Source organism: Luteipulveratus halotolerans (genome assembly GCF_001247745.1).
Classification (GTDB): Bacteria; Actinomycetota; Actinomycetes; order Actinomycetales; family Dermatophilaceae; genus Luteipulveratus; species Luteipulveratus halotolerans.
The window spans coordinates 3,696,693-3,713,466 of record NZ_LAIR01000002.1 but is presented as its reverse complement, the minus strand read 5'-3'; the positions used below and the strand labels follow the sequence as shown (position 1 = coordinate 3,713,466).

Genomic DNA, 16,774 nt, shown 5'->3' with positions numbered 1-16,774 from the left:
ACAGGGTTGTCCACACGGGAGTCACATCGTTCGAGGCACTTCTGCACATCTTGTCCCCACGTTGTCCACAGGGGTGACGGGCGCCGTCTTGCCGTGGACCGCCCCGGCCTCGTAGCGTCGCCGGATGCGTCTCCCCGCAGGGGGTTGTCGGTGCTGGCTGATGTGATGCGTGTGTCGGATGTGACCGGGAGGTAGAGCGTGTCGATCGCCGAGCTCGAGGGCAGCTACGGCCCACCGCAGGACGGCGGCGGCCCGGGCGATGATCGCGTTCCGCCTCAGGACGTCCACGCCGAGCAGTCGGTCATCGGCGGCATGCTGCTGTCCAAGGACGCGATCGCCGACTGCGTCGAGGCGGTCAAGGGCACCGACTTCTACCGCCCGGCCCACGAGACGATCTGGGACGCGATCATCGACCTCTACGGTCGGGGCGAGCCCGCCGACGCGATCACGGTCGCCGACGAGCTGACCAAGCGCGGCGACCTCGCGCGGGCCGGTGGGCAGGCCTACCTCCACCAGCTGATCCAGGGTGTGCCGACGGCGGCCAACGCCGGCTACTACGCGCAGATCGTGGCCGAGCGCGCCGTGCTGCGCCGCCTGGTCGACGCGGGCACCCGCATCGTGCAGATGGGCTACACGCCCGGTGGCGGTGACGTCGAGGACATCGTCAACGCGGCGCAGGCCGAGGTCTACTCCGTCGCTGACCGCCGTGGGTCCGAGGACTACGTCCGGCTCGGTGAGGTCATCGAGGCGACGGCCGACGAGATCGAGGCGGCGTCGTCCAGCTCGGGTGAGATGACCGGCGTCCCCACCGGGTTCACCGACCTCGACACCCTGACCAACGGCCTGCACCCCGGTCAGATGATCGTCGTCGCGGCGAGGCCTGCCGTCGGAAAGGCGCTCGCGCTCGACACCCCGCTGCCGACGCCGACCGGTTGGACGACGATGGGCGACGTCGAGGTGGGCGATGAGCTGATCGGCGCCGATGGGCGGCCGACCCGAGTGGTCGCGGCGACGGACGTCATGACCGACCGGCCTTGTTACGAGGTCGAGTTCTCCGACGGCACAGTCATCGTGGCCGACGAGCAGCACCAATGGTTCGTGTCGGTCGATGGCGGTGCGCCGCAGGTGCTGACTTCGCTCGATGTCGCTCGCTGCGACGGCACGGTGACGGTCGACCGTACGCCGGTCGCCGGCTCGTCACTCGCGGCTGAGGTGTGGAAGGTCACCGCAGTCCGTCCCGTGGTGTCGGTGCCGGTGCGTTGCGTCGAGGTCGACAACGAGTCGCACCTCTATCTCGCGTCGCGCGCCATGATCCCGACGCACAACTCGACCCTCGGACTCGACATCGCAAGGGCAGCGTCGATCAAGAACAACCAGGCGTCGGTCATCTTCAGCCTCGAGATGAGCAAGACCGAGATCACGATGCGTCTCCTGTCGGCCGAAGCCGGCATCCAGCTGCAGCACATGCGCAAGGGCACGATGCGCGACGAGGACTGGACCAAGCTCGCCGCCACGATGGGCAAGGTGTCCGAGTCGCCGCTCTACATCGACGACTCGCCCAACATGTCGCTGATGGAGATCCGAGCCAAGTGCCGACGGCTCAAGCAGACCCACAACCTCAAGCTCGTGATCATCGACTACCTGCAGCTGATGACGTCCGGCAAGAAGGTCGAGTCGCGACAGCAGGAGGTCTCGGAGTTCTCGCGTGCCCTGAAGCTGCTGGCCAAGGAGATCGAGGTCCCGGTGATCGCGATCTCGCAGCTGAACCGTGGTCCTGAGCAGCGCACCGACAAGAAGCCCCAGATGTCCGACCTTCGCGAATCCGGCTCGATCGAGCAGGATGCGGACATGGTGATCCTGCTGCACCGCGAGGACTCGTTCAACAAGGAGTCCGAGCGTGCGGGTGAGGCCGACCTGATCGTGGCCAAGCACCGTAACGGCCCGACCGACACGATCATTCTTGCGTTCCAGGGCCATTACTCGCGCTTCACGAACATGGCTCAGAGCTTCTAGGACTCCTGTCCGCGACTGGCGCGGTTGTCGAGATGCAGCGAAGATTGGTCAGATCGACGTCTGTCCAAAGTAGGAGCCGTTTCGGCGCTGTCTGAGGTGAGCCTGACCGCGACCGCGCTGATCGTGGCGCCGGTCAGCATGCACCGGATCATGTTCAGGCGTCGGGTCCGCGACGATCTCGTCACGGCATCGGGTGTTCTCGCCCAGGTCGGCCTGGCCGTGCTGGCACTGGCGATGGTCGCAGTAGCGGCGTTGGTCTTCGCGGTCGTGCTGGGGCCGGGAGCGGCATGGTGGGCTGCCGCGCTCGCTCTCCTCGGCTTCGTGGGCCTATGGCTCGTACTGCCGTTGCGGATCCGGTCACGCGCGAGCCGTCAGGACATCGCGAGTTGACGAGCCACGTCGGTCCGTGGCACGCGGTGGCCGTCGGGTGGCTACTCCGCGCCCGTCACGTGGTGAGCAGCGCCCACCTTCTTGCTCTCGGGTGAGCCACGCTCGCGCAAGAAGATCGCGAACAGCGCCATCGAGGCCACCGCAAGGAACTCCGACTGCCAGTTCTGCAGGCTGCGGTCCCAGAAGTCGGGGTTGCGGACGTACTCCCACCAGCTCCACTTCGCGTAGCCCGCGCTGAGACGTTCCTCGTTGTACGCCGCCCAGCCGGCGACCGACTGCGCGAACCATGACCCGACGAACAGCAGTCCCATCGTCCAGCCGAGCGACCGGGCGTACCAGGCGCTGCGCCACCCACCGACGCGCGCCCAGCGGGGAGAGTCAGCGGTGGCGTACGCGCCGAGCATCTGCTCCTCGTCCGACTCGCGTCCCTCGGTGCCGAGCGCCTTGGACTCGGGCGAGCCCTTCTGCACCAGCCAGACCGTGAGGACGATCAGGAGGAAGAACTGGAGGTACTCGCTCTGCCAGTTCTCGGCGACATCGACCGCGAAGTCCGGGCCGGTCAGGTAGTCACCGAGCGAGACCTGCGCACCACCCTGGAGCGCTTCGCTCTGGTTGTACGCGGCGTGCCCGACGAGCGCCTGGCCCACCAGCGCGAGCAGGAAGAACCCCAGGAACGCCAGGGTCAGGCTGGAGCCCCGCAGCGACCTCATGCGCTCAACCCCGCCGCGACGACGAGGGCCAGCGAGAGCACGATGAACGCGAGCAGGCCGACGAAGAGACCGCGCACCGTGGCACCCCTTCCGCAGTGACGGGGCCGGCGATGGACGGACGACCCTCAGCGTGCAGCGACCCGGACGAGCTTGCGGTTGACGAACTCGGCCATCCCGTCACGGGCGAGCTCGCGTCCGTAACCCGAGCGCTTCACTCCTCCGAACGGTAGACCCGGCAGCGTCGTCCCGTGCTCGTTGACGTACACCATTCCGACGTCGAGCCGGGCCGCGACGCCGGCGGCCTTCTCGGGGTCATCGCTCCAGACCGAGCCGGACAGCCCGAACGAGGAGTCGTTGGCGATCTCGAGTGCCTCGTCGACGTCGGTCATGCGGTGCACCATGACGACCGGCCCGAACAGCTCCTCCGACCAGGCCCGCATGTCGGGCGTCAGGTCGGTGAGCACCGTCGGTGCGTAGAACGCCCCCGGACGGTCGAGGGGCGAGCCGCCCGTACGCACGGTCGCGCCGTGATCGACGGCGTCCTGCACCTGCTCGTGCAGGTCGTCCCGGGCGGAGGTCGACGACATCGGACCGACCCGGGTCGTCTCGTCGGTCGGGTCGCCGACCGTGGCCTGCTCGACCTCGGCGGTGAGCCGGTCGACGAACTCGTCGTAGATGTCGTCGGCGACGAACATCCGCTTGGGAGAGTTGCACGCCTGGCCGCAGTTGGAGAGTCGGGCGCGCGCTGCGGTCCTGGCCATCGCCCCCACATCGGCCGCGTCGAGCACAAGCATGGGGTCGGAGCCGCCGAGCTCGAGCACCGACTTGGTGAGATTCTTGCCGGCTGCCTCGGCGACGGACGCTCCGGCTGCCTCGCTGCCGGTGAGCGAGACGCCCTGGACGCGCGGGTCGGCGATGACGTCGGGGATCAGGCTGCTCGAGGCGAACAGGTTGATGTAGGCGCCGTCGACGAGGCCGGCCTGGTCGAGCACCTGCTCGATCAGTGACGACGACGCTGCGCAGATGCCCGCGTGCTTGAGCAGGATGGTGTTGCCGAGCATCAGGTTGGGTGCTGCGAACCGGGCCACCTGGTAGTACGGGTAGTTCCACGGCATGACACCGAGCAGGACGCCCACCGGCTCCTTGCGTACGACGCTGCGGATGGCTCCCTGTGCGTCGAGCTGCTCCTCCTCCAGCAGGTACGGGCCGTGATCGGCGTACCAGCGGTAGATCGAGCCGGCGAGCTGAACCTCGCCGAGCGCCTCCTTGAGCGGTTTGCCCATCTCGACCGCGATGGTGCGGGCGAGCTCGTCGGCGCGCTCGTCGTACAGGTCGGCCGTCCTGCGCAGCACCTGCGCGCGCTGCTCGGGAGCCGCCTCACGCCACTGGGTGTACGCCGTGTGTGCGCGCTCGACGGCGGCGATGGCGCCGTCCCGGTCGAGCTCGTTGAACGTCTTCTCGACCTCCCCGGTCGCGGGGTTCTCCGTGCGGTAGTTGGCCATGTCGTGCTCCTTCGCGTTGGTGGGTCGTCCCGGCCGTGCCCAGGCTCAGGTGGACGACGGCGGGTAGGGGTCGGCCTTCAGCAGCCGGGCCAGGTGGACGGCGTTGGCCGCGGCGACCGCGGTCGTCCCGGCGGTCTTCTCCGGCGTACCGCCCAGGTCGCGGTAGTCGGTGCCCTGCATCGCCTCGCCGTTCCAGTAGGTCACGCCCTGCGCCGGGATGGTGAACCCGACGTCGGAGAGCGCCTGGTAGAGCACGCCGGTGATGTGGTGGGCGCCGTCCTCGTTGCCGACGACCACACCGACGGCGACCGTGCCGAACATCGAGGGTCGGCCGTGGTCGTCGGTCTCGGACAGCTCGGCGTCGAGGCGTTCGAGGACGCGCTGGCACACGCTGCTGTGCTGGCCGAGCCAGGTCGGCGTCGCCACGACGAGGATGTCGGCCTCGGCGACCTGGCGCCGGATCTGCGGCCACTCGTCGCCGTCACCCATGTCGAGCTGTACGCCGGGCCGTACGTCGTGGTCGACGACGCGGACCAGGGTGCTCTCGACGCCCGGCATCGCGTCGAGCACCTGGCGGGCGAGCTTCTCGCTGCTGGACTCGGTCGGACTGGGACTCAGGGTCCACACCAGCGCGACCGCGCGCAGGACGTCGGACATGTCGGGCTCCGTTCTGCTCGTGAGGGATGGGAGCTGTGGAGGCTCAGGCCGACGGCTTCAGCAGGACCTTCGTCCAGCCGTCGTCGCGTCGGTCGAAGTGGTCGTAGGCGTCCGGCGCCTCCGCGAGGGGCACCTCGTGCGACACGATGAACGACGGTGCCGCCCTGCCGTCGAGGATCAGGTCGCGCTGCATCCGGTTGTAGCGCTTGACCGGCGCCTGACCGGTGCCCATCTGCTGGCCCTTGGTGAAGAACGTGCCGTAGTCCCAGCCGATCCGCCCCTCCTTCGCGCCGACACCCGGGGAGTCGGGGTCCTTCGGGACGAAGACGCCCACCACGCCGATGCCTCCGTGCACCTTCACGACCTGCACCAGGTTGTCGATGGTGAGCTCGGGGTGCTCGTCACCGGTGGAGTCGTGCGCCTGCCAGCCGACCGCCTCGACGCCGCGATCGACACCCTTGCCGCCGGTGGCGTCCATGATCTGCTGCACCGGGTCACCAGCGCTGAAATCGACTGGGGTGCAGTCGATCTCGCGTGCGAGGCGCAGGCGGTCAGGGTGCTGGTCGACCACGAAGACCTCCTGCGCGCCCATGATGCGGGCGCTGTGAGCGGCCATCAGACCCACCGGCCCCGCGCCCATGATCGCGACGCGGTCACCGGCCCGGAAGCCGGACAGTGCCACACCGTGCCAGCCGGTCGGGAAGATGTCGGACAGCATCGTGAAGTCGGTCTCGTGCTCGTCGCCAGGGGGCAGCGTCAGCAGGTTGAAGTCGGCGTACGGCACCCGCAGGTAGTCCGCCTGACCGCCGCGGTACGGGCCCATGTTGGCGTACCCGTACGCCGCGCCCTGCATGCCCTCCTGCGGGTTGGTGCGCTCGCAGAACGACGTCCAGCCCTCGTTGCACGACCGGCACGAACCACACGCGACGTTGAAGGGCACCGACACCCGGTCACCCTTCTTGACCCGGGTGACACCTGGCCCGACCTCCTCGACGACGCCCATGTTCTCGTGCCCGAACACCGTTCCTTCGTCGACGCCGGCGCGGCCCTCGTACATGTGCAGGTCCGAGCCACAGATGTTGGTGGTCGTGATGCGGACCAGTGCGTCGGTCGGCTCCTCGATGGATGCGTCCGGGACGTCCATCACGCTCAACGTCCGATCACCTTGGTATACAACAGCTTTCATGGCTTCCTCTCTGTGCGAAGAGTGCTTCTCGGTTGGTCTCAGCAGTGCGCGCCCTCGGCCTGAGCGACGGCGGACGGGTCGGTGAAGGTGCGGACGATCTGCGCGTTGAACGCCGGAAGGTCGTCCGGGTTGCGACTGGTCACCAGGACCCAGCCCTCGCAGGGGCAGACGAACACCTCCTGATCGGTCCACTCACCGCCCGCGTTGACGATGTCGGTCCGCAGGCTCGGCCAGCTGGTCAGTGTCTTGCCGCGCAGCACGTCCGCCTCGACGAGCGTCCAGGGGCCGTGGCAGATGGCGGCCACCGGTTTGCGGGCCTCGACGAAGGCCTTCACGAGCGCGACGGCTGCGGGCTGGAGCCGCAGCTGGTCGGGGTTGGTGGTGCCACCGGGCAGGACGAGCCCGTCGAAGTCCTCCTCCGACACCTCGTCGACGGTGGCGTCCACGGGGAAGGTGTCGCCCTTGTCCACGTCGTGGTGGAACGCCTGCACCGAGCCCGGCTCCGGTGCGATGAGCCGTGGTGTGCCGCCGGCGTCCTGCACGGCCTGCCAGGGCCCGGTCAGCTCGACCTGCTCCACTCCGGAGCCGGCCGTCAGGAACGCGATCGTCTGTCCTTGGATGTCGTCAGTCATGACCCCCGCCTACCCCGGGGTCCGGTCACTGACACGTGCTCGCCGGGATCAGCGGTCGTCCAGGTCGAGCCGCACCAGCGCGGCGGTCAGGCGGGCCAGGTCGTCCGACGGCACCAGGCGTGCGAGGGCGTCGCGCGCTGACGGCAACCCGGCCGCTCTGGCTCCGGCCCGCGCGCGGTCGTCGACGAACGGGCGCAGGGTCGGCCAGACCGCCTGCGCCTCACGGCAGAAGATCGCTGCGCCCGTCGCGCCGATCCGGGGGAACTCCTGCAGCAGGTCCTGGATCCGGTCGGCGTCACCGCCCGCCTCGTCGCGCAGGCGGCGCAGGTCGCCGTCGTACCGGTCCTGCAGCAGCTCAGCCATCTCGGAGAGGTGACGGGCGGTGCTCTCGTCGTAGCGTCGGTAGCCGCCGCGCCCGAGTGCGTCGACGCGCTGCTGCCAGGTGGAGTCGAGCAGGCCTTGCGGCGTACGCCAGCCCGCGTCGAACAGCTCGCGCGCGGCAGCGACGGCGGTCGCCGCCGGGATCGGCGCAGCGAACAGCATGGCGAGCACGAGCAGCTGGAAGAGCGGAGCAGGCTTGTCCTTCAACGGAATTCGAGCCTCCTCGGCGTACGTCGCGCCGTAGCGCTCCAGCACCGAGCGCACGGTCTCGTGGTGGTCGCTCATCCGTCTGCCTCCAGCTGCGCCTCTGCGCGGCGGACGCGGCGCACCTTGTGGGTCCCGTCGCACCACGGAGCCCGCGCCGAGCAGCCGCACACGCAGACCGCGACGACCGGTCGGCGTACGACGTGCTCCTCGCCTGCCGCGTCGCGCACCGTGTCGGCGCCCCGCACGAGCAACGGCCCGTCGGGGCACTGCTCGACGCTGACCTGACCCCGCCCGCTCACTGCGCCTCCTGCAGGACCCAGGCGTCGAGGTGGGCCCGGGCCGCACGCGTGTCGAGCTCGAGGCAGGTCGCGACTCCCAGCAGGACGTCATCACGCAGGCCGGGGTCGTCGGCGACGAGTGACCCGCAGATCGTCCGCGCCGCGAGCTGCTCGTGCACGGCGTCGGCCTCGACGTGCTCGTCGTAGTAGTGCGCGACGACCTCGGGCAGACCCAGCCGGCGTACGCCCTGGGCGATCCGCCGTGACGGGAGCGAGCTCGTCGCCTCGAACGCCGCCAGGTGGCCCATCGCCGCGCCGCGCAGCCGCCGGTGCAGCCCGAAGAGCGACATCGCGTTGTTGACCGCCAGGGTCTGCGCCGAGCACTCGTCGATGTAGGCGCCGTAGGTGCGGTCGAGCCCGGCCGCCTCCAGCGCATCACCGAACAACGTCGAGTGCAGGCCCGCGGCGCGGCCGGCGCCGTACTCGTCGTACTGCAGCTCGGCGAGCCCCACCTTGGCGGCTCCGTCGATGCGCGGCAGGACGAACGAGTGCGGGTCGGACTCCTTGAGGTGATAGATACTGCGCTCGCGCAGGTACGCGCACAGCTCGTCCCGGGTCGCGGTGCGGTGCAGATGGTTGGCCACCGACGGACCGTCGTCGGACGTCACGAGGGTGTCGATCGCCTCGATGACGTCAGCGCGGTCCGCGACCGTCTCGACCCGGGGACGCACCGCTTCTCGCAGCGCTGCCTCGACCGGACGCTCCAGGGCGAGGCGCCGGGTCAGCACGGCCGGGTCCCACTCCAGGTCCGGGTCGACGCTGTCGAAGCCGCGGTAGTGCAGCTCGTACAGCATCCAGAGCGCCACCTGCGCGTCATCGGACGCGAGCACGTCGTCAGGGACCGCCGGACCGCCGGAGCTCACGTGGCCGGTGAGGCACCGGACGACGTGCTCGCTCACCGGACCGCGGGGCGTGGGAAGCCTCATGCCCACCGACTACCCGGCAGCGCAGACCTCATGCATGGACCGACGCACGTTTCAGCACGAGCGCGGGTGGGAAGGGAGAGCGCAGCAGCCGACTCGAAGGAGGCCCGACATGTCCGCGTACACCGTCCCCGGCATGGACCGAGGCGAAGCCCAGCGCGTCATCGCGATCCTGCAGGAGCGTCTCAACGCCCTCAACGACCTGGCGCTCACGCTCAAGCACGTCCACTGGAACGTGGTGGGCCCGCACTTCATCGCCGTGCACACGATGCTCGACCCGCAGGTCGACGCCGTGCGGGGCATGGTCGACGTGACGGCCGAACGCATCGCGACGCTCGGCGGGTCACCGCAGGGCACGCCGGGCGCTCTGGTCGAGCAACGGGCTTGGGACGACTACGCCATCGGCCGGGCCGACGCGATCGACCACCTCGGCGCGCTGGACATCGTCTACGCAGGGCTCATCGAGGCGCACCGCACGGCCATCGCGGACACCGAGAAGCCCGACCCCGTCACGCAGGACATGCTCATCGGGCAGGCGCAGGCGCTGGAGCAGTTCCACTGGTTCGTGCGCGCCCATCTCGAGGACGCCTCCGGTGAGCTCGCGACCGCCTCGGCGGCGAGCGAGACGGAGGGCGCACGCACTGCGAGGCGCTGAAAACCCTTTCGTACCACCACGATCCGAACGAGGTGACGGCATGACCAACCACGCTGACCACGAGCAGACAGGCGAGCAGACCACCGCGCCCGGGAGCACCAGCGGCGTCGACGACACCGACGGCGGCCCCGCGTCGCACACCGAGGACGGCACCGGAGGCAACCGCAACGACGTCGCGAGCGGCGGCATCCCCGAGGAGGCCGACGACGCCCACCGCGACGACGACGCCCACCGCGACGACGGCCACGGCGACCCTGCTGTCGACCGGGCCCTCGCGGACCCGCTGCGTGACGACCGCGGCGTCGATGACCACGTCGGCGTCGACGACGACGCCGACGTGGCCGGAGGCGGCTGACCCACCGAGGTGTCACCTCCTCGCGAACGGGTAGCAGACCGGTATGACCGACGACGACGGACAGATCTCCGAGACGAGCAACCTGCGCGAGCGCGAGGACGAGAAGGGTCTGCAGACGGCCGAGGGCATCCCGCCTCAGCGCGATGCGCGCCAGGAGTCGCAAGGCCCGCCCGACGCCCACGGCGAGGCGGTCGACACCGAGGACGACGTGTGACCGTACGACAGCGCCACGTCTTCGTCCTCGGCCTCACCGACCTGCACGAGGGTGAGCTGTCGACGGTCCGCGACGACGACGTCACCTTCCACGGACTGCTCGACTACGACGCCCTAGTGAGTGACTCGGCGTACGACTTCGACGCGCTGCTGGACCAGGCCCGCGCCCAGCTCGCGGAGTTCGACGGCCCGGTCGACGCGATCCTGACCCACTGGGACTTCCCGACCTCGGTGCTCGGGCCGATGCTCGCCGCCGAGCGGGGCCTGCCGGCGCCGTCGCTCACGAGCGTCCTGCGGTGCGAGCACAAGTACTGGAGCCGCCTGGAGCAACGGGCCGCAGTCCCCGAGGTGGTGCCGGCGTTCACCGCGTTCGACCCGTTCGCGGATCGGCCGCTGGACCACATCGACCTGGACTTCCCGTTCTGGGTGAAGCCGATCAAGGCGCACTCGTCCAACCTCGGGTTCAAGGTGACCGACGCCCACGACCTCGATGCCGCGGTCGAGCAGATCCGTGCCGAGATCACCGGTGTCGGCGACGCGTTCGACCAGGTGCTGCGTCGGGTCGACCTCCCGCAGGAGCTGGGCGACGCGGGCGGCAGCACCTGTCTCGCGGAGGAGGTCGTCGAAGGCATCCAGGTCGCCCCCGAGGGCAGCATGTCGGGCGGGCACTACGCCGTCCACGGCGTCTTCGACATGCGCAAGGACAGCGACGGGCTGAGCATCCGCGAGCTGGACTACCCGGCGGCCACCGTGCCGCAGGAGGTCCAGCAGCGCTGCATCGACACGACCGAGCGGCTGCTGCGGCACATCGGCTACGACGACGCGTGCTTCAACGCGGAGTACATGTGGGACGAGAGCACCGACACGCTGCGGATGATCGAGGTCAACACCCGCATCTCGCAGTCGCACAGCGACCTGTTCGCGAAGGTCGACGGGCGCTCCAACCACCAGGTCGCCCTCGACGTCGCGCTCGGCAAGCGTCCGCGGATGCCGCACCGCGAGGGGCGGTTCGCGGTCGCGGCCCAGCACATGGTCGTCCACGACGAGGACGCCGTCGTACGCCGCGTGCCGGACGAGCGCGACCTCGAACGCATCGCCGACCGCTTCCCCGGCACGGAGGTCGCCGTCAAGGTGCAGCCCGGCGACCGACTGTCCGACCTGCCTCACCAGGACTCCTACCGCTACGTCCTCGCCACGGTGTACGCCGGTGACGCGTCGCGCGACGCGCTCGCGTCCCGTCTGGACCAGATCGAGCGGATGCTGACCTTCGATCTCGAGAACCGTTGAGCACGAAAGGAATTCATGACGACCCAGGTCGATGTGGACGCCGAGGTGAAGACGGTCGAGAACGTCTTCGTACCGCTGCGGGACGGCGAGCAGGTGGCTGCGCGGATGTGGCTGCCACGTGACCTGGCCGAGCCCGTACCGGCGGTCCTGGAGTACATCCCCTATCGCAAGCGTGACCTCACCCGAGGACGGGACGAGCTCAACCATCCCTACCTCGCGGCCCACGGGTACGTGTGCGTCCGCGTCGACCTGCGCGGCAGCGGCGACTCCGACGGCGTCCTGGTCGACGAGTACCGCGAGCAGGAGCTGCAGGACGCCGAGGACGTCATCGCCTGGCTCGCCGACCAGCCGTGGTGCGACGGCAACGTCGGGATGATGGGCATCTCCTGGGGTGGCTTCAACAGCCTGCAGGTCGCGGCGCGCCAGCCACCGGCGCTCAAGGCGGTCATGAGTGCGTCGGCGACCGAGGACCTCTACGTCGACAACATGCACTACATGGGCGGCTGCCTGCTCGGTGACAACCTGTCCGAGGCGACCGTGATGCTCGCGTTCAACAGCCTGCCGCCCGACCCGGAGGTGGTCGGCGACCGGTGGCGCGAGATGTGGCAGGAGCGGCTGCGCGGCAGCGGGCTGTGGCTGGAGACGTGGCTGTCCCACCAGCGCCGCGACGACTACTGGCGGCCGGCGTCGGTCGCCGAGGACTACGGCGCCGTCCAGTGCCCGGTCATGGCGGTCGGCGGCTGGGCGGACGGCTACACCAACGCGATCTTCCGGCTGATGGAGCATCTGCAGGTGCCGCGCAAGGGCCTCATCGGTCCGTGGGGTCACAAGTACCCGCACCTGGGTGTGCCCGGCCCGGCGATCGGGTTCCTCCAGGAGCTCGTGCGCTGGTGGGACCACTGGCTCAAGGGACGCGACACCGGCCTGATGGACGAGCCGATGCTGCGGGCGTGGATGCAGGAGAGCGTGCCACCGCGGGCGGCGTACGAGGACCGGCCGGGTCGCTGGGTCGCCGAGGACCAGTGGCCCTCCCGGCACATCGACGAACGGCCGCTGCAGCTGACGCGCACGGCACTCGTCGACGACGCACCCGCCTCCGAGCGTGCCCACGACCTGGCCGTGTGCTCGCCGCTGAGCGTCGGCATGTTCGCCGGCAAGTGGGCGTCGTACGCCGCCGTGCCCGACCTGCCGTACGACCAGCGCGAGGAGGACGGCGGAGCGCTCGTGTGGGAGTCGGAACCGCTGGACGCCCGCACCGAGGTGTTCGGCCGACCGGTGCTCGACGTGGAGGTGTCGGCCGATCAGCCGGTCGCCCAGCTCGTGGCGCGGCTGTCGGACGTCGCCGTCGGCGGGGAGGCGACGCGGGTGACGTACGGCGTGCTCAACCTGACGCACCGCGACTCCAGCGACGACCCGCGACCGCTGCAGCCGGGGGAGCGCTACCAGGTCGAGCTGCCGCTCAACGGCATGGCTCACGCCTTCCCGCCCGGGCACCGCATCCGCCTGTCGGTGTCGACGTCGTACTGGCCGCTGGTGTGGCCCGCGCCGCAACCCGCGACGGTCACCGTGCACCTCGCGTCGAGCGCGCTGCGGCTGCCCGTGCGCACGCCGCGCCGTACGGACGAGAAGCTGCGGACGTTCGACGACCCGGTCACGGCGCCCGAGTCGGCGGTGACCGACCTCGCGCCGAGCACCCACGACTGGCGCGTGACGCGCGATCTCGCCACCGACGTGTCGACGCTGGAGATCGTCAACGACCAGGGCGCCTTCCGGATCGACGAGACCGGCACGCTCGTACGCCGGTCGACGACCGAGTGGTACACGTTCCGCTGGGAGGACGTCACCTCCGTGCGGGGCGAGACCGAGACCGTACGCCGGCTCGAGCGCGGCGACTGGCGCACCGAGGTGACGACCCGCACGGTGCTCACCTGCACCGAGGCCGACTTCGTGATCACCGCGGACGTCGACGCGTACGAGCTCGACGACGAGCGCGGTCACCGACGCGTGCACGCGCAGAGCTGGCGCAGCACCGTCCCGCGCGACCTGGTGTGACCACCCGAGAACGGAGAGCACGATGACCTCGCTGTGGAACGACGGCCGGCCGCCGGTCGACTCCGACACCCTCGACCGTGACTCCTGCGACGACGTGGTCGTCGGGGCGGGCCTGACCGGGCTGATGAGTGCGCTGCTGCTCGCCCGCGCCGGCCGCGACGTCGTCGTGCTGGAGGCGCGGGAGGTGGGCGCGGTGACCACCGGCAGCACGACGGGCAAGCTGTCCGTGCTGCAGGGCACCACGCTCTCCGGCCTGCTGGCGCGTCATCCCGAGGACGTCGTCCGCGCCTACGTCGAGGCCAACCGCGAGGGACTGCACTGGTTGCTGCGCTACGGCGAGGACCGCGGTGTCCCGATGGAGCGTCGACCCGCCGTGACCTACGCCCCCGACAGCGGTCGCGGGCGCGAACGTGCGCGGGCCGAGCACGACGCCGCGGCGCAGGTCGGGCTCGGGGTCCGCTGGCAGGACGAGCTGCCCGTGCCGTTCCCGCACGCCGGCGGCACCGTGCTCGCCGACCAGGCGCAGCTCGACCCGTTCGACCTGCTGGAGCAGCTGGTCGCCGACGTCCGCGCCGAGGGCGGGGTGGTCGTGACCGGCGCTCGCGTGCACGGGGTGTCGAAGGTCGGGCGGCCGACGGTGCAGTACGGCGACGGCCGCACGCTGCGCTGCGACACGGTCGTGCTCGCCACCGGTACGCCGGTGCTCGACCGCGGGCTGTACTTCGCCAAGCTCACGCCGGAGCGGTCGTACGCCCTGGCGTTCGAGCACCCCGCCCCTCCCGAGCTGATGATGCTGTCGGCGTCCGGCCCGACGCGTTCGGTGCGCGACGCGCCCGGTTCGGCCGGGCGCCTGCTGCTCATCGGAGGCGACGGGCACGTGGTCGGGCGTACGCCGTCCGAGGCGGCGCACGTCGAACGGCTCCGGGCGTGGACGCACGAGCACTTCCCCGAGGCCGTCGAGACGCACCACTGGTCGGCGCAGGACTACCGCTCGCACGACGGTGTGCCGTACGTCGGGCGCCTCCCACGAGGACACGGAAACATCTATGTGGCAACGGGATTCGCGAAGTGGGGCCTGACCAACGCCGTGGCTGCGGGACTCAGCATCGCGGCGGACGTCCTGGGCGGCCGGCTGCCGTGGGCGGACCGGTTGCACCGGCGTGTCACGCGACCGTCGTCCGCCCTGAACGTCGTGCGGACCAACGCTGGGGTGACGGTGGCTGCGGTGCGGTCGACGCTCGACGCCGAGCTACGACCGCTGCCGGACGAGGTCCCGGACGGCAGCGGTGTCGTCGGGCGGGCCGACGGCGTCCCGACCGGGCGTGCGTCCACGGACGGTCAGTCGTGCGCCGTACGCGCCATCTGCACCCACCTCGGCGGCACGCTGACCTGGAACGACGCGGAGCACACCTGGGACTGCCCCTTGCACGGGTCGCGTTTCGACGCTCGCGGAGACATCCTCGAAGGCCCGGCGACCCGGCGGCTGCGCACGTACGACACGCGCTGAGGCGGTGTCAGCGCCCTCCCTCCTGGGTAGTGAACGGGCATGACGATCATGCGAACAGGCTTGGGAGACATCGCAACCCATGGGTTCGGCGAGTTGACGATCGACGCGGACCCGCGTCTGCTGCAGCCGCGGTCCTGGACCGTCGTGCAGGCGACCTGGGCCGAGCAGCTGCTCGCGACGGCGCCGCCCGGAGCGGTGCTGGACCTGTGCTGCGGTGCCGGTCAGATCGGCCTGCTCGTCGCGCACCGGACCGGTCGTCGCCTGGTCGCCGTCGACCACGACCCGGTCGCCGTTGCACAGACGCGCGAGAACGCCGTACGTGCCGGCCTCGCCGAGCGGATCGAGGTGCGCTGCTGTGGGGTCGAGAGCGCGCTCGACGCGTCCGAGAGCTTCGCGGCGATCATCGCGGACCCGCCCTGGGTCACGCACGCAGAGGTGACGCGGTTCCCCGAGGACCCGCCGGGAGCGATCGACGGTGGCAGCGACGGCCTCGGCATCGCGCGACGGTGTGTCGAGGCCATGGCTCAGCACCTCAGGCCCGGTGGCCACGGGCTGCTCCAGCTCGGTAGCAGGTCGCAGGCCTGGGCACTCGACATCCCGAAGGCGCTGACACGCAAGGAGATTCGCACGTACGACCGTGGTTGCCTCATGCGGTTGGACCGGCGCTGACGCACCACGGTGCGGTCACGCCGGTGCGGCAGCCGCAGCCACGTGCGTCCTCCACCACTGGACGGTGTGCCCCAGGCCGTCGCGCCACGGCGTCCTGGCGTGCCAGCCGAGCTCACGCTGTGCGAGCGTCGTGTCGGGCCGGCGGACCTGCGGGTCGTCGGCCGGACGCTCGATGTGCACGATGTGTGACGTCGAGGCCGTCGCCTCCACGACGTCGCGTGCGATGCGCAGCACGGAGCGCTCCTCGGGGTTGCCCAGGTTGAGCGGGCCGGGGTGGTCGGTGACGCCCATGGCGAGGACGCCCTCGACCAGGTCGTCGACGTAGCAGACCGACCGGGTCTGCATGCCGTCGCCGGCCACGGTCAGCGGCTCGCCGGCGAGGGCCTGCCGGATGAAGTTGGGGATCGCCCGGCCGTCGTCAGCCCGTAGTCGCGGGCCAAAAGTGTTGAAGATCCTCACGATTCCCGTGTTGACGTCCTCGGTGCCGCGGTACGCCGTGGCGAGGGCCTCGGCGTACCTCTTGCCCTCGTCGTACACACCGCGGGGGCCGACCGGGTTGACGTGGCCCCAGTACGACTCGGGCTGAGGGTGCACCTGCGGGTCGCCGTAGACCTCCGACGTCGAGGCGAGGACGAAACGAGCGCCCTTGTCCTTGGCGAGGCCGAGCGCGTGCCACGTGCCGATCGCGCCGACCTTGAGCGTGTGCAGCGGCAGCCGGAGGTAGTCGGCCGGTGAGGCCGGTGACGCGAAGTGCAGGACGAGATCGACCGGGCCCGGCACGTGGACGAAGTCTGTGACGTCGCAGCGGATCATCCGAAACCGCGGATCCTGTTGGAGGTGAGCGACATTCGCGGGCGACCCCGTGAGGAAGTTGTCCAGGCAGATCACTTCTGCCCCTGATCTCAGGAGGGCTTCGCACAGGTGGCTGCCGACGAAGCCGGCTCCACCGGTGACGACGGCGCGGTGCACGTCTCTCGTGGTCGTGGGCGATCCCGACATCGCAGTCCTCCTGACGGCGTACGGCTGCTGCCTCGACCGTCAGTACCCCAGGGCCCGTGCAGCAAACGGGCCGACGCAGAAGCGGTGAGAGACGGTTC

18 protein-coding genes are annotated in these 16,774 nt (G+C 70.3%); 9 read left to right on the top strand and 9 right to left on the bottom strand.

Translation table 11 applies throughout. The features are described 5' to 3' along the window. Window positions 1-198 precede the first annotated feature (198 nt). A complete protein-coding gene (gene dnaB / locus VV01_RS18705) occupies window positions 199-2,013 on the top strand; it encodes a replicative DNA helicase (RefSeq protein WP_082221095.1) in 1,815 nt (604 codons plus the stop codon). 96 nt (window positions 2,014-2,109) lie between these two features. Further along, on the top strand, window positions 2,110-2,403 hold the full coding sequence (locus VV01_RS18700; protein ID WP_050671215.1) for a DUF6328 family protein: 294 nt from the start codon (window positions 2,110-2,112) through the stop codon (window positions 2,401-2,403). A gap of 41 nt (window positions 2,404-2,444) precedes the next feature. Here the strand turns inward: VV01_RS18700 and VV01_RS18695 are convergent, their stop codons facing one another. The 8 genes from VV01_RS18695 to VV01_RS18660 form a co-directional block, all read right to left on the bottom strand. Continuing rightward, entirely contained in the window at window positions 2,445-3,113 is a 669-nt protein-coding gene (locus VV01_RS18695; protein ID WP_050671214.1) for a DUF6766 family protein, read from the bottom strand. Window positions 3,114-3,238: 125 nt separating this feature from the next. Beyond that, a complete protein-coding gene (locus VV01_RS18690; RefSeq protein ID WP_050671213.1) occupies window positions 3,239-4,615 on the bottom strand; it encodes an NAD-dependent succinate-semialdehyde dehydrogenase in 1,377 nt (458 codons plus the stop codon). A 45-nt stretch (window positions 4,616-4,660) separates the two neighbouring features. Further along, the gene (locus VV01_RS18685; RefSeq protein WP_050671212.1) at window positions 4,661-5,272 is read right to left on the bottom strand and encodes a flavodoxin family protein; all 612 of its coding nucleotides are present in this window, start codon (window positions 5,270-5,272) and stop codon (window positions 4,661-4,663) included. Window positions 5,273-5,315: 43 nt separating this feature from the next. Next, window positions 5,316-6,416, bottom strand: a complete 1,101-nt coding sequence (locus VV01_RS18680; RefSeq protein WP_331456478.1) for a glutathione-independent formaldehyde dehydrogenase — start codon at window positions 6,414-6,416, stop codon at window positions 5,316-5,318. Window positions 6,417-6,496: 80 nt separating this feature from the next. Then, entirely contained in the window at window positions 6,497-7,090 is a 594-nt protein-coding gene (locus VV01_RS18675; RefSeq protein WP_050671210.1) for a type 1 glutamine amidotransferase domain-containing protein, read from the bottom strand. A 48-nt stretch (window positions 7,091-7,138) separates the two neighbouring features. Continuing rightward, window positions 7,139-7,756, bottom strand: coding sequence for an endonuclease (locus tag VV01_RS18670; RefSeq protein WP_050671209.1), 618 nt, complete (start codon window positions 7,754-7,756; stop codon window positions 7,139-7,141). Then, entirely contained in the window at window positions 7,753-7,977 is a 225-nt protein-coding gene (locus tag VV01_RS18665; protein ID WP_231635278.1) for a CDGSH iron-sulfur domain-containing protein, read from the bottom strand. Before VV01_RS18665 ends, VV01_RS18670 begins: the two co-directional genes overlap by 4 nt. Further along, window positions 7,974-8,942: an iron-containing redox enzyme family protein gene (locus VV01_RS18660; protein ID WP_050671207.1), complete on the bottom strand. Its 969-nt coding sequence runs from the start codon at window positions 8,940-8,942 to the stop codon at window positions 7,974-7,976. Before VV01_RS18660 ends, VV01_RS18665 begins: the two co-directional genes overlap by 4 nt. Window positions 8,943-9,051: 109 nt before the next feature. Between VV01_RS18660 and VV01_RS18655 the strand changes: the two genes are divergently transcribed. The 7 genes from VV01_RS18655 (at window position 9,052) to VV01_RS18630 (ending at window position 15,677) form a co-directional block, all read left to right on the top strand. Then, window positions 9,052-9,594, top strand: a complete 543-nt coding sequence (locus VV01_RS18655; RefSeq protein ID WP_050671206.1) for a Dps family protein — start codon at window positions 9,052-9,054, stop codon at window positions 9,592-9,594. Between the two features lie 40 nt (window positions 9,595-9,634). After that, window positions 9,635-9,949 carry a hypothetical protein gene (locus tag VV01_RS18650; protein ID WP_050671205.1) on the top strand — a complete coding sequence of 105 codons (315 nt, stop codon included), beginning with the start codon at window positions 9,635-9,637 and terminating at the stop codon, window positions 9,947-9,949. A 43-nt stretch (window positions 9,950-9,992) separates the two neighbouring features. Then, window positions 9,993-10,163: a hypothetical protein gene (locus VV01_RS23480; RefSeq protein WP_157508923.1), complete on the top strand. Its 171-nt coding sequence runs from the start codon at window positions 9,993-9,995 to the stop codon at window positions 10,161-10,163. Further along, window positions 10,160-11,449 carry an ATP-binding protein gene (locus VV01_RS18645; protein ID WP_050671204.1) on the top strand — a complete coding sequence of 430 codons (1,290 nt, stop codon included), beginning with the start codon at window positions 10,160-10,162 and terminating at the stop codon, window positions 11,447-11,449. Before VV01_RS23480 ends, VV01_RS18645 begins: the two co-directional genes overlap by 4 nt. 15 nt (window positions 11,450-11,464) lie before the next feature. Next, window positions 11,465-13,501, top strand: a complete 2,037-nt coding sequence (locus VV01_RS18640; protein ID WP_050671203.1) for a CocE/NonD family hydrolase — start codon at window positions 11,465-11,467, stop codon at window positions 13,499-13,501. A 22-nt stretch (window positions 13,502-13,523) separates the two neighbouring features. Continuing rightward, entirely contained in the window at window positions 13,524-15,008 is a 1,485-nt protein-coding gene (locus VV01_RS18635) for an FAD-dependent oxidoreductase (RefSeq protein ID WP_050671202.1), read from the top strand. Between the two features lie 93 nt (window positions 15,009-15,101). After that, window positions 15,102-15,677: a methyltransferase gene (locus tag VV01_RS18630; protein ID WP_231635277.1), complete on the top strand. Its 576-nt coding sequence runs from the start codon at window positions 15,102-15,104 to the stop codon at window positions 15,675-15,677. A gap of 15 nt (window positions 15,678-15,692) precedes the next feature. Here VV01_RS18630 and VV01_RS18625 read toward each other — a convergent pair whose 3' ends face one another. Further along, window positions 15,693-16,676 (bottom strand): NAD-dependent epimerase/dehydratase family protein, encoded by a 984-nt coding sequence (locus tag VV01_RS18625; RefSeq protein ID WP_050671201.1) that lies wholly within the window; start codon window positions 16,674-16,676, stop codon window positions 15,693-15,695. Window positions 16,677-16,774: the final 98 nt, after the last annotated feature.

What these genes read in the sequence shown, in the direction of transcription:
- VV01_RS18695 (WP_050671214.1), bottom strand. Translation starts at nt 3,113, where the DNA reads ATGAGGTCGCTGCGGGGCTCCAGCCTGACCCTGGCGTTCCTGGGGTTC.
- VV01_RS18690 (WP_050671213.1), bottom strand. Translation starts at nt 4,615, where the DNA reads ATGGCCAACTACCGCACGGAGAACCCCGCGACCGGGGAGGTCGAGAAG.
- VV01_RS18685 (WP_050671212.1), bottom strand. Translation starts at nt 5,272, where the DNA reads ATGTCCGACGTCCTGCGCGCGGTCGCGCTGGTGTGGACCCTGAGTCCC.
- VV01_RS18680 (WP_331456478.1), bottom strand. Translation starts at nt 6,416, where the DNA reads ATGGACGTCCCGGACGCATCCATCGAGGAGCCGACCGACGCACTGGTC.
- VV01_RS18675 (WP_050671210.1), bottom strand. Translation starts at nt 7,090, where the DNA reads ATGACTGACGACATCCAAGGACAGACGATCGCGTTCCTGACGGCCGGC.
- VV01_RS18670 (WP_050671209.1), bottom strand. Translation starts at nt 7,756, where the DNA reads ATGAGCGACCACCACGAGACCGTGCGCTCGGTGCTGGAGCGCTACGGC.
- VV01_RS18660 (WP_050671207.1), bottom strand. Translation starts at nt 8,942, where the DNA reads ATGAGGCTTCCCACGCCCCGCGGTCCGGTGAGCGAGCACGTCGTCCGG.
- VV01_RS18655 (WP_050671206.1), top strand. Translation starts at nt 9,052, where the DNA reads ATGTCCGCGTACACCGTCCCCGGCATGGACCGAGGCGAAGCCCAGCGC.
- VV01_RS18650 (WP_050671205.1), top strand. Translation starts at nt 9,635, where the DNA reads ATGACCAACCACGCTGACCACGAGCAGACAGGCGAGCAGACCACCGCG.
- VV01_RS23480 (WP_157508923.1), top strand. Translation starts at nt 9,993, where the DNA reads ATGACCGACGACGACGGACAGATCTCCGAGACGAGCAACCTGCGCGAG.
- VV01_RS18640 (WP_050671203.1), top strand. Translation starts at nt 11,465, where the DNA reads ATGACGACCCAGGTCGATGTGGACGCCGAGGTGAAGACGGTCGAGAAC.
- VV01_RS18635 (WP_050671202.1), top strand. Translation starts at nt 13,524, where the DNA reads ATGACCTCGCTGTGGAACGACGGCCGGCCGCCGGTCGACTCCGACACC.
- VV01_RS18625 (WP_050671201.1), bottom strand. Translation starts at nt 16,676, where the DNA reads ATGTCGGGATCGCCCACGACCACGAGAGACGTGCACCGCGCCGTCGTC.